Annotated in this window: 16 protein-coding genes; 7 read left to right on the forward strand and 9 right to left on the reverse strand. The window is 37.3% G+C overall.

Annotated elements, in window-relative coordinates; translation table 11 throughout:
* Positions 1-87: 87 nt before the first annotated feature.
* From ACSR9O_RS03655 to ACSR9O_RS03680, 6 genes are all read right to left on the reverse strand, one after another.
* Entirely contained in the window at positions 88-804 is a 717-nt protein-coding gene (locus tag ACSR9O_RS03655; RefSeq protein ID WP_101224292.1) for a cupin domain-containing protein, read from the reverse strand.
* 1 nt (position 805) lies between these two features.
* Positions 806-1,483, reverse strand: a complete 678-nt coding sequence (locus ACSR9O_RS03660; RefSeq protein WP_491723923.1) for a DUF2848 family protein — start codon at positions 1,481-1,483, stop codon at positions 806-808.
* Positions 1,480-2,271: a carbon-nitrogen family hydrolase gene (locus ACSR9O_RS03665; protein WP_491723924.1), complete on the reverse strand. Its 792-nt coding sequence runs from the start codon at positions 2,269-2,271 to the stop codon at positions 1,480-1,482. Before ACSR9O_RS03665 ends, ACSR9O_RS03660 begins: the two co-directional genes overlap by 4 nt.
* 29 nt (positions 2,272-2,300) lie before the next feature.
* Entirely contained in the window at positions 2,301-3,767 is a 1,467-nt protein-coding gene (locus ACSR9O_RS03670) for a 4-hydroxyphenylacetate 3-hydroxylase family protein (RefSeq protein WP_230177240.1), read from the reverse strand.
* A gap of 483 nt (positions 3,768-4,250) precedes the next feature.
* Positions 4,251-4,922: a GntR family transcriptional regulator gene (locus tag ACSR9O_RS03675; RefSeq protein ID WP_260356824.1), complete on the reverse strand. Its 672-nt coding sequence runs from the start codon at positions 4,920-4,922 to the stop codon at positions 4,251-4,253.
* A 281-nt stretch (positions 4,923-5,203) separates the two neighbouring features.
* A complete protein-coding gene (locus ACSR9O_RS03680; RefSeq protein ID WP_491723925.1) occupies positions 5,204-6,793 on the reverse strand; it encodes a bifunctional metallophosphatase/5'-nucleotidase in 1,590 nt (529 codons plus the stop codon).
* Positions 6,794-7,145: 352 nt separating this feature from the next.
* Here ACSR9O_RS03680 and ACSR9O_RS03685 point away from each other — a divergent pair, with 352 nt between their 5' ends.
* Positions 7,146-8,558, forward strand: coding sequence for a PQQ-dependent sugar dehydrogenase (locus ACSR9O_RS03685; RefSeq protein ID WP_491723926.1), 1,413 nt, complete (start codon positions 7,146-7,148; stop codon positions 8,556-8,558).
* 61 nt (positions 8,559-8,619) lie between these two features.
* On the opposite strand, the gene ACSR9O_RS03690 is transcribed toward ACSR9O_RS03685, so the two are convergent.
* From ACSR9O_RS03690 to ACSR9O_RS03700, 3 genes are all read right to left on the reverse strand, one after another.
* Positions 8,620-9,174, reverse strand: coding sequence for a hypothetical protein (locus ACSR9O_RS03690; protein WP_491723927.1), 555 nt, complete (start codon positions 9,172-9,174; stop codon positions 8,620-8,622).
* 155 nt (positions 9,175-9,329) lie between these two features.
* On the reverse strand, positions 9,330-9,713 hold the full coding sequence (locus ACSR9O_RS03695) for a cupredoxin domain-containing protein (protein ID WP_491723928.1): 384 nt from the start codon (positions 9,711-9,713) through the stop codon (positions 9,330-9,332).
* 126 nt (positions 9,714-9,839) lie between these two features.
* Positions 9,840-10,202 carry a group I truncated hemoglobin gene (locus ACSR9O_RS03700; protein WP_101224300.1) on the reverse strand — a complete coding sequence of 121 codons (363 nt, stop codon included), beginning with the start codon at positions 10,200-10,202 and terminating at the stop codon, positions 9,840-9,842.
* A 288-nt stretch (positions 10,203-10,490) separates the two neighbouring features.
* On the opposite strand from ACSR9O_RS03700, the gene ACSR9O_RS03705 reads away from it, so the two are divergent.
* From ACSR9O_RS03705 to chrA, 6 genes are all read left to right on the forward strand, one after another.
* Positions 10,491-11,237, forward strand: a complete 747-nt coding sequence (locus tag ACSR9O_RS03705; protein WP_491723929.1) for an ABC transporter ATP-binding protein — start codon at positions 10,491-10,493, stop codon at positions 11,235-11,237.
* Complete coding sequence (locus tag ACSR9O_RS03710; RefSeq protein ID WP_101224301.1) at positions 11,234-11,512, forward strand: hypothetical protein; 279 nt, start codon at positions 11,234-11,236, stop codon at positions 11,510-11,512. The genes ACSR9O_RS03705 and ACSR9O_RS03710 overlap by 4 nt, the downstream gene beginning before the upstream one ends.
* Positions 11,513-11,610: 98 nt before the next feature.
* Positions 11,611-11,823: a hypothetical protein gene (locus ACSR9O_RS03715; RefSeq protein ID WP_101224302.1), complete on the forward strand. Its 213-nt coding sequence runs from the start codon at positions 11,611-11,613 to the stop codon at positions 11,821-11,823.
* 534 nt (positions 11,824-12,357) lie between these two features.
* The gene (locus tag ACSR9O_RS03720; protein ID WP_101224303.1) at positions 12,358-13,230 is read left to right on the forward strand and encodes a DMT family transporter; all 873 of its coding nucleotides are present in this window, start codon (positions 12,358-12,360) and stop codon (positions 13,228-13,230) included.
* Positions 13,231-13,598: 368 nt separating this feature from the next.
* Positions 13,599-14,219 carry a chromate efflux transporter ChrB gene (gene chrB, locus ACSR9O_RS03725; protein ID WP_491723930.1) on the forward strand — a complete coding sequence of 207 codons (621 nt, stop codon included), beginning with the start codon at positions 13,599-13,601 and terminating at the stop codon, positions 14,217-14,219.
* Positions 14,219-14,770, forward strand: coding sequence for a chromate efflux transporter ChrA (chrA, locus tag ACSR9O_RS03730; RefSeq protein ID WP_101224305.1), 552 nt, complete (start codon positions 14,219-14,221; stop codon positions 14,768-14,770). Before chrB ends, chrA begins: the two co-directional genes overlap by 1 nt.
* The last annotated feature ends 21 nt before the right edge of the window (positions 14,771-14,791 follow it).

The following is a 14,791-nucleotide window of genomic DNA, read 5'->3' on the forward strand; positions in this document are numbered from 1 at the left end:
TCCTCGTTGTTTAATGTCACGAGAAGCCATTTGATGGATTACCATATTCGTATATGCAGGAGCTTATTCGTTTCAAAACATATCTGTTTATTGTACCTTAGAGTAGTAACGGACCTCGAAAATCTTACAGCCATCCGGTGATTTCCATGGGCCATGCTCCATCCCAGGAGGACGGCAAGCAACCATTCCTGCTGTAAATTCCTCATTTAGACGTAGATCTATTAAAGATCCTTCAATAATATATAATTCTTCCCAAAAATCATGGACTTGCACCCCATTAGGAGAAGTATCTGTCCCTGGACCGTTATGAAGAATTCTTGTAGCGACTCCTGTAGTAGGGTCAGAAGCAATGATTCTTTCAGAAAGGCTCTTAACCTTACTAAAAGGCTGCGCTTCAAAAGTGTTATGATCGACAAATTCATGTTCTTCTTTTTTCTGATCTGCATAATAGCGAACTTCGAAAATCCTGCAACCATTAGTTGATTTCCATGGACCATGCTCCATCCCTGGAGGACGGCATGCAACCATTCCTGCTGTAAATTCCTCATTTAGACGTAAATCAATTAAGGATCCTTCTATAATATATAATTCTTCCCAAAAATCATGGACTTGGACTCCATCAGGGGATGTATCAGTACCTGCCTCCAGTTCAAGAATTCGAGTTGCTACATTAGTATCTGGAATCTGTGCAATAATTCGTTGAGATGCACCTTTTACAGTTTTTGAAGGAACAGCCTCAAAGGTTTTATACTCAACAAATTCTAATTCTGGTTTTCTATCAATTTTCATTTTTGATTTTTCCATTTCAAACAACCTCCGAATCCACTAAAATATGAACTTGATAATACAATTGAATTTTGTTATCTATTAAACGATCATATAATTCTGCTGAAAATGCTTCCCCATAAATAAATTCACCATTTTTAATCGGTAATGTTCCGCAAAACACAATCATATCCTCACTATCATATCCACGTTCCTCGATTATTTTGAGCAAGTCTTCAGGATGCAAGAATTCTCCCAGCTTGCCTGTTTGGTACTCTTTTTTCACCCCATCAACAATCATCCAGCTTCTCATTTCAATGTCATCCCATCGATCTTTTACTTCATCCAAAGGCCAAAATTGTGTTGAAATAGGTTTGCTGCATACTTGTTTGGATTTCTGAATAGACACTTTTTCAAGCCCGCGGTCCGTGTGATCACTGCCAAGTCCTAAATACCATTTCCCTTGAATTTTCATGATGACCACTTCTGCTTCTCCGCTGCTGCTTTCTTGAATAACTGAAATTGAGTTATTTGTCGTAATGAGATTTGTTGAAAGATCGTAAATCATCGGAACTTGTGGAGGAGCCGGTACGCCGATCTCCTTCAATTCATCAATATGTTTTTTTACAGATTCCTGGTCTTTTCCCGTATAGCCGGCAATAAGTAATCGTTTAGGGTCTGCGACAATATTTCTTCCACAAACATTAATATTTATCAACTGAATTCCTCCTTTCTATCCAAAACTCGGTGCTTCAAATTAGGGAATACATCTCGAATCTTAGTAACCTGAGATGGATCAATCTCTGTTTTAATAATAGTTTCTTCGTCTCCTCCAGCAGCCACAACAATCCCCCATGGGTCAACCACTTGACTATGACCAGCTAAAAGGACGTCATTAGTATTACCAACACAATTACTCGAAATCAAGAAACACTGGTTTTCCAATGCTCGAACTGAATTGAATAATTTCCAATGCTCCAGCCTTCTATGCGGCCAAGCAGATGTAACAAGAAGTAACTCTGCTCCTAAATCCACTTCAGCACGATACAATTCAGGAAATCGCAAATCATAGCAAGTTGATAAGCCAACTTTCCCGAATTCTGTATCGACTACAGTTGTTTCATTTCCTCTCGTCAATATTTGGCCTTCTTTTGAACCATAACGAAATAAATGCATTTTTCGATAGGTTCCTATAAGTTTCCCATCCGGAGAAAATAGAACACTTGTGTTGTAGTATTTTCCATTATTTTTTTCTATAAAACTACCTGCAAATATATATGACTTAACTTCTTTAGCCTTTGAGGAGAATCGTTGGACAAAATCCCCATTCAATTCTTCTGATTCGTCAATATAACGATCAAAAGAAAAGTACCCTGTTGCCCACGTTTCTGGTAAAACTATTAAATCTTGTCCTTTTAATCCATCAATCATTGACTCCACACGATCTATGCGAGCAGATTTAGATTCGCTATCTTTAATCTCTAATTGTATTGATGCAATTTTCATTTCTGCAACATCCTTTTATTTATATTTTTTTATATTAGTTCTTCCACCTGAGTGGGAAGTGAATAGCTTCCTAAAAATTTATCCACCATTTGAACCGGCTCATCATAGCCGTAATTTCTAAATGAAAAGCCTTTCGTGACAAAAGGTGCACCATTATAGAACATTTCATACTGTTGATGCCTGCCACCGAATTCTGAACCAATGATATCCCATACTAACTTAAATAGTTTAATTTTCTCCTCAGCCCCAACTCCCGTAGAACGTATATATTGATACATATCATCTTTCGTTTCAGGATTGATGAGTTCTTTATATGAAGATGGTAATTGTAAAACACCTCCACCGCATAACTCCCGTAAAATTTTAATAGTGGAAGCATATATAGTTTCCTGTTGACCTACTACACCATAGAGAAAACGTGGATTCGGTCGTGCCACACCGTTTTTGTCGATGATACAATTATATTCAGAAGCTAAGAGATTACCTTCTACAGAAGCCGCAATAGAAGCAAGTTCCCCTAACTTCTCTTGGACTGAAGGGATTTTATCAATTCCATTCATAGCAGAAACTTTTCGAGCAGCACCAATCAAAAATTTCAATTTATTGCTAAATCTTATTTGCGCCTGATTATTGCCTAATACGTGAGCTGGTGTTTCATGGAACTGAGCTCTCACGATGTCAATATTTTTGTAAACAAAAATATCTTGCCAAGGAATGAATACATCGTCAAAAACAACTAATGAATCACTTTCATCAAAACGAGAGGACAATGGGTAATCAAATGTGCTTGGAGATTTTTCAGCATAACCAGGCCTCGCATAAAATTTTAATCCTTTTGCATGAATCGGCAGTACAAAAGACAAAGCATAATCTTCATCACCAGGTCTGAGTGGTGTAAGGCAACTTACAAATAAGTAATCTGATACTGCTGATGCAGTACCGAGCATTTGAGAACCTCGAACAATAATTCCGTCCTCTCTTTCTTCGTACACTCCAACTGGAAGAAATTTATCTTCCTGCTCATGAGCTGCTTTACTTCGATCGATTTGTGGCGGAATAATAACGTATGTTACATATAGATCCTGATCTCGCACATGTTTATAGAAATTCAAAACATTATTCCCATAACCTTCTCCTCCACGATCAAACACATCGGGTGAACTGGCAAAAGCAGCCAAAAAGCTGGCGACGTGATCAGGGCTTCTTCCGACAAATCCACATGTTGCTTCAGACCATTTAGAAATCGCCAATCTTCTATCTTTAAGTTCTTCCCGACTCCTTGGAATCATATAAATTTTATTTGCTAGTGTACCGTCCTCAGTTTTGTATGTCATATTCTGAGATTCATCCCATGCTAAATCGTATAAACCTGCAATGGTATGTGTAATTCCTGTAAAAGCTGGGTGGGTCGTCACATCCTGTACTCGTTCCCCATTTATGTAGATTGCCCTATCATCTTTCAATGACTGTAAATATTCTTTACCTGTTCTAACCATACCTGATTCCTCCTATATGTTTGAATAAGTACATGTTTTAAAAACAAGAAACGATTTAACAGGCGAACCTTAATTGTATTTCGTGTTATGTATTATGTATTGTGTATACATTAAAGGTTTTGCCAATTCCAATCTGTAATTAAGGTAGGTAATGACATTCCATATCGAATCATTATTCCTTTATACCTTTACTCTTTACCTATGAACATTAACATCGGGATCGATGAGTAAACGCTTTCATTTCCAATGAATTATAGATTGTTCTCTTACTATTTCAACAATAAGGCTTACTATCTAAGCAAAAACCCAGGAAAAAGCATTCGGAAGAATTTCTCCAAGGCTTTGCTCTACACGTGAAAAAAAGAATCGGTTTAACCTTGCTTCAACTTCATAGTCTGAAGTTGATTCTAAACCCTTTTTTTTCCTAAAGATTAATAAACTGCCTTTTACTAGGAGCACCCCCCTTCAAGCATTTGATAGAAATCAGGAATTATCAACCATAATCAATGTTTCTTTTGTTTTTTCTAAATGGTTTAAAATCGCCTGTGAAGCCAGTTCCGGATTTTTCTCCTCTAAAGCCTGGATAATCTGAGTATGTTCCATTAAAACATTTTTCATTCTCCCAAGTTTACTGACTGCTTTTAAACCCATAAGCTGAGTAAGGTTATGAAGATTGTTCAAAACTTGCTCTATTATAGTGAAGTTTGCTAGCCTTGTCAGCGAGAGATGAAACTCATGGTCTAGCCTGATAAAACTAATAGCATCATCGTTTTGCAACGCTTCTTCTTGTTGCTTCAGAATTAATTTAAGTAACCTCAGCTTTTCAGGTGATGTCATTTCTTTTGTTAGTTTTTTCACCGATTCAACTTCAATTGCACTTCTTAGTAAAAAGATTTCATCCTGTTCCTCTGGTGTAATCTTTCTTACAGTTAAACCCTTCCTTGGTATGGAAACAAGTAATCCTTCCTTCACCAAATCTTGAATAGCTGCCCTTACCGGAGTTCTTGAAGTATCTAACCTTTCCGCTAATTGAACTTCAGTAAATATTTCATCACTGGTAATACCACCAAATAAAATTGCTTTTTTTATTTGATTATAAACTTTATCTTGTGTTGTTCTTTCCTTTTCGATTGGTTTTAAATGAATTCCTGCCATATTAATCCGTCCTTTTTGATAAGTCTTTACAATATGAACAATTTAAATCTACATGATTGGCTAAAACCTCATATGTGTTATGTATACATAATACATAACACCTCAGACATAAGTCAATAATATATTTTTTATTTTTCTAAATTTTACAAACCGGACAGCACCTTTTTATTCCATAAGAAAAAAAGCTGCCGAAGCAACTCCTTTGAAAGAGTAAATTAACAATAGTCGAAAATATAATTTTTTGGGCTCACTTACTTATGCAAGTCCTTGTATTTTCCCCTTCATTCTTTCAATGAATGGGGAGGGTACTTCTGTTGGATATAGCGTATTAGTGCAGTGACAACTTGCGGACCGGATTCTACGAGTCTGCCTTGTTCAAATGCAGTGAAGTTATCACCGCCTGAAGCTAAATAATTACTAACTGCCACTTCATATTCGCTGCTTGCCTGAATCTCTTGACCCTTCATATCTTTCAACGCAACAATGCGGTTGCCAATTGGAGCTTCGGGGTCCCAATTATACGTTAAACCAACCGTTTGCAGCCTATTTTCATAATCTTTCGCCCACTGCTGTTCTAAAGCAAGTTTTATTTGGTCTCCTGTTAAGATTAACTTACTGACACTATGACCCATAGGCAAGACTGTGTAAAGGTCTTCTACAGTGACCTCCCCTTTTTTAAAACTTTTCCGCATTTCGCCTTGATGGACAAAAGCTATATCTACCCCCATGGCTTCCCGCTCAGATTCTGCAATCATTTTCGCTAATGGGGATTCACCGTTTGCATCTTGATTTCGTTTGATTTCTTCAGGCATTTGTCCTATTATCTGATTAAAATGGCTCCCCAATCTTTTTCTGTATTTATTTAGAAGGGCAACCGTTTCTTTATCCGGTTTTATATGATGATGTGAAGTGACAATAATCTTTGCTTGTTTCTTAACGATAATTTTAGAATGTGGGTCAATTTCAAGATTTACTTGAGAAAAGGCTTTCCCATTAGAATAAGCTTGAACGATCAGTTTACCGGCTACAACGGTATTGGCATATTCATGGCTGTGACCCGCAAAAATGACATCGACCTCATCATCGATTCTTGGAGCCATCTTCACTAAAGCTCCACTGGAATTTGCTCCTGCCTTATCTGATTTAGCTGAGTCATGTGCCAATACAACAATCACTTTAATCCCTTTTTCCTTTAAAATCTTAACGGATCGGTTAATAGCTGTAACTTCATCCGTAATTTCTACTTCTTTTCGATTTTCAGGTGTCACATACAGGTTGGTCTCTTTTGTGACCACCCCGATAAATCCAATATTAATTCCGTCAATTTGTTTAATAACATACGGAGGTAACAAGGGAGTACCCGACTTTCCATCGATTATATTTGCAGAACTGTAAGAAGTATTGGCACCTTGAAAATAGCCTGTTTTTTTATTGAATCCTCCATAAATAAGGCGTTTCATTTCATTTACGCCTTGATCCAATTCATGATTTCCAGGTGTCCCGACATCAAAGTGCAGAAGGTTTAAAAATTCAATCGTCGGTTCGTCTTTAAATTGAGAAGAGATTGGAGGACTTCCTCCTACCATATCACCTGCATGAACAAGTAGTGTATTTGGGTTTTCTTGTTTATATTCTTTTAAATGGGCAGACAGGTATTCAGCCCCACCTGCCATGGTTCCTGAAACCATTTGATATTTGTTTAGTTGGCCGTGAAAATCATTAACTCCTAACAAATGTACTTGAATGTAGCGTTTGGATGTGGAATGGTTCGTTGTGGAATGATTGGATGAGTATGCTGAGATTTTATAAGTTACGAAAATGATGATGAATACCAAGATGAACAAAGAAGATATGGCCTGAAATTTTGACAATTTCCGATCCCTCCCTCTAGATGTAAATTAAGAATAACTCTTGAATTTTATATCCGTATAAAGGGACCGTGATTTTTTGTTATATTTCATATAATAATTATTAAATTAACCCAGTACATGCATATCTTTTTTAAATACTCATACGGCTTAACATTTAGAAATCTGTTAAGATTTTGACTGGCAATAAATACAGTTTTATTTAAAAAGGCTCCCATTTTTCTACCCATTTAATTACGCTCGTGCAGAAAATGGTGTAATGCCTTATCAGATTCCCCGGCCTAATTTGGTACTAATGGACAGCTCTAATCATATTCTTATACAAAGAAAACAATAAGAAGGGGTGCAAAGTCAGTTGATAAAAGTCAAGGTTGGTTTACGGCCCATCGTAAGTAAAATAAATTTACCTACTGTTTTGAAAACAACCATACTTCCAGGTGACTCAATTGAAAGATTATTTATGGCAACCCAGGTAGGAGAGATCTTTTACATAGGAAATGGAGATATAAGGACTTTTTTGGATATTCGCCCGCGAATCCTGAAACTAGGTGCTTCTGGTGGCGGATATGATGAACGGGGATTGCTAGGGCTAGCGTTTCATCCCGATTTTTATTATAACGGTCTGTTTTATCTTCATTATTCAGTGGCTGGAACACAAGGACCAGGTGCTCTTCCTGAATCTTTTAAGCCTGATCCATGTGATCCCAAGACTTTAAACCTACGGTGGATAAATAGAGAAACACAATATGATCATATTGATACAATTGAAGAATGGATTTTACAATCGAATGGCCAACCCCAAAAACGACGGACATTACTCAACTTAAGAAGACCATTTTCAAATCATAATGGGGTCAATAGTTTAAACTTTTCACCTGAAACAGGAAAACTTGTTTTAACAACCGGAGATGGTGGATCAGGCCATGACCCATTTAACTTAAGTCAGGATGATCTGGAAATAGCTGGTAAAATAATTGAAATTGATGTAGGTAAGAATATGTACGTCAATGATCCACCCATTGTCACACGTTTCAATGAACTTCCCACAACCATTCAGGAAGCACTCATGGTAATGGCCAAAGGTGTTCGCAATATACCAGGCATTTCATTTCAAAGGTTTTATAATCAGTATATTAAATATGCGGGAAATGTCGGCCAGAATTTGGTCGAGTCGATTTTTTCATTCGTTCATTATAAACCAATGCCGGTTACTCAGCTTATTCAAGCTTCTTTCATGAATTCTGAACCTGACAAAGAAGGATTTATTAACTTTGGCTGGCGAGGTTGGGAAGGTGCTTTTCCTGCTTCGATTATAAAAGGCTGCACTGAAAATCAGAATTCGGATGAAAAAACAATTGCTTATTACAATGAAGCAGTATCACTTTCAGGGAGTCGTCTTCAGCCTTTAACTAGTTATTTTCATAAAGATAACAGACACGATAAGTTTGAAGGAACTGCACTTACAGGAGTGCAAGCATATATGGGGAAAAGCATCCCTGGTTTAACAGGAAGCGTTGTGTTTACGGATCTTTTCCGGAAAGAATCTCAACCTCAGGTTAGAGGGGCTCTAGCTTATACCACCATTAGACCAAATGGTGAACAAAATGATTTTAGTGTGATACAAACCGATTATGATTTTGGGTCTCAATCAGCTTATTATGTTAATTTGGGAACGAACCTGGATCAAAGCAGATTATATTTAGGGGTTTATGGCTCTATGAAAGTGACTGATTTCAACCAGGGTACTGTTTTTGAAATTGTTCCATGAATTAATTCTTGATAATTCTCTTATGAATCCAAATTTAAATCAAGTGAGTGATGGGGAATCACTAAATTATAATCATTTTTAATCTTTTAAAAATGATTAAAGCAATTTCAACCCATAACCAGCTATAAATGAAAGCAAATAAGAAGCCAGTAATAAGAAATGAAAAGGAAACAGAGACTGCTGGACCTAAAACTGGAAAGTGAAAAATAAATATTAGACTCATAATCCCTAACATTAAAAGAATTGCGCCAGCAGCGATAATACTTAATCTCTTCCTAAAGAAGTAAAAAGATGCCCCTATGCCAAGTCCTAACAATCCTGTTGTAAAAGGAAATACAATCAGTTCAGTGGGCTGTAGGATGCATAACAACATAATTGTCAGAAGGTAGGTCATCACTCCATATGGAATGGAAAACATGGAACATAACAGAATAGGTGCAGTGGCTAGCGGACTTATAAAATATCCTATACCTGGTAAAAAGCCAGCAGCAGCCTGTAGAATAGCAGCAATACAGGCAAAAATAGACCCTAAAATGAGCTTCATCGTTTTTTTATGTTTATTGAATACTATTTGAGATAAACGAACCTCATCAGAAATAGGTTTAAAAAAATACACCTTTCCACCTCCTTCCATTTGGTTTATACGTTACGATACATTATATTACCATTTATTAGAGGTGGAACAATTATTAATCATCCAAACATCAATTTCCTGTGTAATGAAAAAATAGCTTAATAAATAAAAAAACAAGGCCTTATTGGCCCTGCCTTTTATTTGACTATTACTTTCCCAACCATTCCCTCCTGGAAATGGTACCGGCATGTCAGTTCATATGTACCGGGCTGTTTCGGTTGCACGGTAATGGTTTTTTCTTTACCCGGCTGGACCTCGGCGTCAATTCCGAGCTTCTCCACTGTGAAGGTGTGTTCTTTTGTACCTTTGTTTTTCAATATCAACGTTGTGGCTGTTCCATTCGGAATAGTGATGACTTCCGGATTAAAGTAATCGTCGTTCAACTCTACCTCAATCGATTTCACCGTAGGCTGAGCTACAACACCGGATTCGGCAAATACGCCGAGTGAGCCTAGACTTGTCACAACTACAAACATTGCAAGCACAATGGCCAATCCTGTTACCCGCTTTTTCATAGACATTCGCAATCCCTCCTTCCTTAACACTATTTTTTCTAATCCATTAATATATTATTACTATTAATTTGGTTGCAAAGGAGAGCTGCTAGTCAGCTCACCTTTGCAAAGCACCTGATAGCTCAATAACAATCATTTATGCAAGATATCATCTCTTAGTGTAGCAACTTTAGATAGAGCTGTATTTATGTCAGCTTCATTCACTCCAAAGTGAGCTAGTGCATCGTTAAGATGTTTTACAATGGCATTAAAATGTTCTGGTTGCAGATTCAATCCTTGGTGTGCTTTTGCCATGGATTGTCCAGAATATTGTTTTGGACCACCTAATGCAAAACTAATGAACTTTGTTTGATGACGGCGTTGCTTTTCCATATCCGTTTTTTCAAAAAAATGATTAACTGTCTCATCCTTAAGAACCAATTCGGAGTAAAAATAGTCCACAACTTTTGCTATCGCTTCTTCCCCGCCGACTTTTTCATAAAGTGTTTGTTCCATATATACACTCCTAACTTGTAATTAATAGAAGTATTCTTTGTAGAAAATTTGTTTTTATTCTTTATCTTACAATTTAATCCCCTTTTGCTGAGATTCACTAATCCCTCTTTATGCTACCAAGTTGCTGAAAATGCATAATTGTTATAGGGAAATCCATTTATTACATTCACTGTTCACACTTTTATTTTACATATTCAAATTGTAATGTGACAAAATTGTTATCTTACTTCCTCTTACATCTATGGTGGGAAAAGGGATGAATTTTATAGTATGTAGAGGAGATTTACGTTGAAAAAAGTATTACAAACTAAAAACTTATCAAAATCCTATGGAAAAGCACAGGTTTTAAAAAATATTGACCTTACCATTACTTCGGGTGAATTTACGGCTATTATGGGGCCATCCGGTTCGGGAAAAACCACACTGATGAATGTGCTCTCGACAATTGATGAATTTTCTGGCGGGGAGGTCTGGCTTGAAGAACAGGCCCTGTTGGATTTAAACAAAAAAGCATTGCGTACATTTCGCCAAGAACGCATGGGGTTCATCTTTCAAGATTACAACTTGCTTGATACTTTAACGATTAAAGAGAACATTCTCCTGCCCCTTTCATTGAGGAAATTTTCTACGGATGAGATGGAAAGACGGCTGGGACCAGTCATTCAGGCATTGAATATTGAAGAAATCCAGGATAAATACCCTACAGAAGTTTCAGGCGGTCAAAAACAACGGGCCTCATCCGCGCGCGCAATTATTGCAAACCCTGCGATTGTCTTTGCAGATGAACCTACAGGCGCACTTGATTCGAGAGCGGCAACACAATTATTGGAACAGTTATCGAGCTTAAATGAAACGTTTCGAACGACCATTCTCATGATTACACACGACTCCTATGCAGCAAGCTTCTGTAAACGAGTTATCTTCTTGCGTGATGGAGGAATCGTAAACGAGCTTTATAAAGGTGACCAAAGTCAAAGTGACTTCTTTGATCGAATCCTTCACATCCAGAGTGCCATGGGAGGGAATCAAAGTTGAACTTACTGAATATGACGTTCCGGAACGTTCAGCGCAATTTCCGTGTTTATACGATTTATCTGTTTGCCATGATTACTGGTGTAATGGTCCATTTCACCTTCTCATCACTGACGTATAACCAGGATATATTGGATGTACTCAATAATAAGGAGAGTTTTCAAACGGGGGTGTCGATTGCATCAGTGGTCATCTTCCTCTTTATCATTTTCTTTATTCTTTATGCTAACTCTTTCTTTATGAAGCAAAGAAAAAGAAGGATACCCATAAAACTGTAGACATTAATTTTAAGATAAAAAAAGTTACCAGATTGGCCAAATAATAAGTATAAGAATGTAATAGATTGGATAAACTAATAAAAAAGGAGTGGGAGATTATGGAGACTAAAATTAAAGAAGGAACGAAAGAAATGTGGAGCGAAATTAATGCATGTATTACTAGGAAAATAAATGAAAAACATGATTTATCCTTTCAAAAGAAGAGCAATGATAATTATATGAATCTATATATTCAAACAGCCGTATTACACACCCTATTTGAACTATCAGATGAGTTCAGGAAAATTGAAAGAAAATATAACGGATTGTGATGCTTTCGGAAAGGTCATGCACCAAATATAACGTAACGGTGGATTAGGATTAAACTCTTTAAGGGAGCTCTTTAATCCTAATCCACCTTTTCTTTCCAGCTTTATTACTGTACCATTTGCATCCCTTCCCTATAAATCCCTCTTTTTATCCCAACTAGAATCCATTAAGCCAAATAGAAACCCCACCAGTTGTTAATAGATCAGGTGGGGTTTTTTTATGTGTTTCAAGTTTTAGTATACTATCTTGATTGACGGATAATCTTAATTGTACGCTAGCTTAATACTATTATTTGTTGTTTTATCAATCTAAAATCTTGTATATTTAAATGAGTATATTTTATAACTTACTGATGCTTGAAACAGCTCGGAATACTAAAATCATTGAAAATAATATTTTTTGAAAGTGAGCTGAAAGCTTATGATGTGGTCACCACTATTCGAAAATGATGTACCTGCAGTTATTCTTCCTTAACGGCAGAAAAATTGCATCTCCGTTAAGGACTGGAAATGTTTAGTTAAAACGGAGGGTACAAGATGAAAAACACTATATTAGGTTCTTTATATTTATCACTCGCTGCTAGCATTTGGGGCGGGATGTATGTTGTGGTAAAAGTTGTGGTAGACGTTGTTCCGCCACTTGAATTAGTATTATTACGATATGTAATTGCGATTTTAGCATTGCTGACAATTGGTTTTATAACAAAACAATCTTGGCGGATTGAAAAACGGGATTGGCTTTTGGTTTTCATTATAGGACTTGTTGGAAACACAATTTCCATAGTAACCCAGGAAGTCGGTACACTGCTATCCACTGCACAAATGGGAGCCATCATTACTTCCACAACACCTGCATTCATGGTGATATTTGCACGTATCATTTTAAAAGAAAAAATCACTATCAAGAAATCAATTTCTGTAATTTTAGCGACGATCGGAGTCGGTATCATTGTCGGGAATGCCCATATCGGCTCATCTCACCAACTTGGGGGCCTATCACTGCTTATTGCTGCCTTAACTTGGGCACTTATGTCTGTTCTAATTAAACGTGTCCCTGGGCAATATTCACAAATTGTTATAACGACCTATGCAGTGCTAGTGGCAATTGTCTTTTTAACACCTATTACGATCAGTCGATTGGATGAGCTTGATTTTCAAGCAATCATGCATCCATCCATATGGGGCGGCCTATTATACTTGGGCGTTATTTCCACAGCATGTGCCTTTTTACTGTGGAATCGCGGACTGCAAATGCTTACCGCTTCAAGTGGTGGATTATTTTTCTTTTTACAGCCTATAGTCGGTACTTTTTTAGGTTGGTTAATACTAGGGGAACAAATCGGCTTGTCTTTTTGGATCGGCACAATATTAATTTTTATCGGGGTATTATTAGTCATTCGGGAAGAATAACCCACATTAATAAGTTTATTAGAGTTATATATTAAAATGTACCCTATAGAGCGGTCTCTTTAAAAAGGGCTGTCTATAGGGTTCTTTTTTGGTTTTAAAAAGGGGATTGCAGAATAAGTTGTTTTTTATTTGTAATTTCTCCTTATTAATACCCCTTTATGTTAATAATAAGGCGGAATCCAAGAACTCATCTACACCGTCCCAACGGTTTCTAGATTCTTAAGACAAAAAGATGTATTATTATATTTTTTTCAGCCGATTATATTGAAAAATCCCAAATATACAATCATTACGTAATAATAATTATTATTTTATGTACATTTCGAAAGAGTTTTTGTTATCATTAATTCATAATCTTTTGGAAATGAATGCTAAATTTTATAACGAAGGAGGAATCGTTCTTGAAAAAACCATATATGGAATTGACGATTGGGATGATGAGAACGGGGATATTAGGTTTCGGCGGCGGACCATCAGTCATCCCGCTCATCCGCCACGAAGCAGTTTCCCGTTATCACTGGCTCGACGATGATGAATTCGGGGAAACTTTGGCGATTGCCAATACACTCCCAGGACCGATTGCCACGAAGATGGCAGCATATCTTGGTTATAAATTAAAAGGCTGGCCGGGAGCCCTCGTAAGTGTGGCCGCTCACGTTTTACCTTCATGCTTTGCGATGGTTTTCTTGATTGCATTCATTAATGTTTTAAGTAATTCAGCAATGATCAATAATATGATCGCTGCTGTAATGCCGGTGGTTGCTGTCATGCTTGGTCAAATGGCTTATGAGTTTGGCGAAAAGGCGGTAAAAGGGTTAGGAAAGGTGCTCGGAATCACCTTTTTTGCGATTTCCTTTTTGCTTCTGCAGGTCATTTCCCTGCATCCGGGTATCGTCATCATGATTTTTCTTATATATGGAGCGTTTCATTTTAAATTAAAGGATAGATTGAAAAACAAAAAGACGGATAGGAAGGAGGAATCCGCTTAATGGGTCTTATTATCCCAATAGGAGTTGCTGTTTTTCTGGCGTTTTTCATAGCCAATATGCTTGGTTACGGCGGAGGTCCAGCCTCGATTCCGCTAATGTATGATCAAATCGTTACCCGTTATGGCTGGCTTGATAATACCGAGTTCTCACAAATGCTGGCGTTAGGAAATTCACTCCCAGGACCGATCGCCACGAAAATAGCCGCATATGTCGGATATGATGTATATGGCTGGCCAGGATTTCTAGCTGCCTTGGCAGGCACGATCATCCCTTCAGCCGTGGCTTTGATATATTTATTAAAAATCCTGCGAAAATACAAGCAATCGCCTATCGTAAAAGGCATGTCACTGCTTGTACAGCCCGTGATTGCGATCATGATGTTATTGCTCACCTGGAATATGGCAGCGGATGCGGTCGGATCCATCGGCTACATCCATTCAATCGTCATCGCTGGATTGGCATTCTTGGCTTTAGGTAAATTCAAGATTCACCCCGCATTCGTAATCATTCTTGCCTTTGCGTATGGCGGCTTTATCATCCCGCTCACATAATAAAAAAATCCACCTATATAG

The organism is Peribacillus sp. B65, from assembly GCF_058513295.1.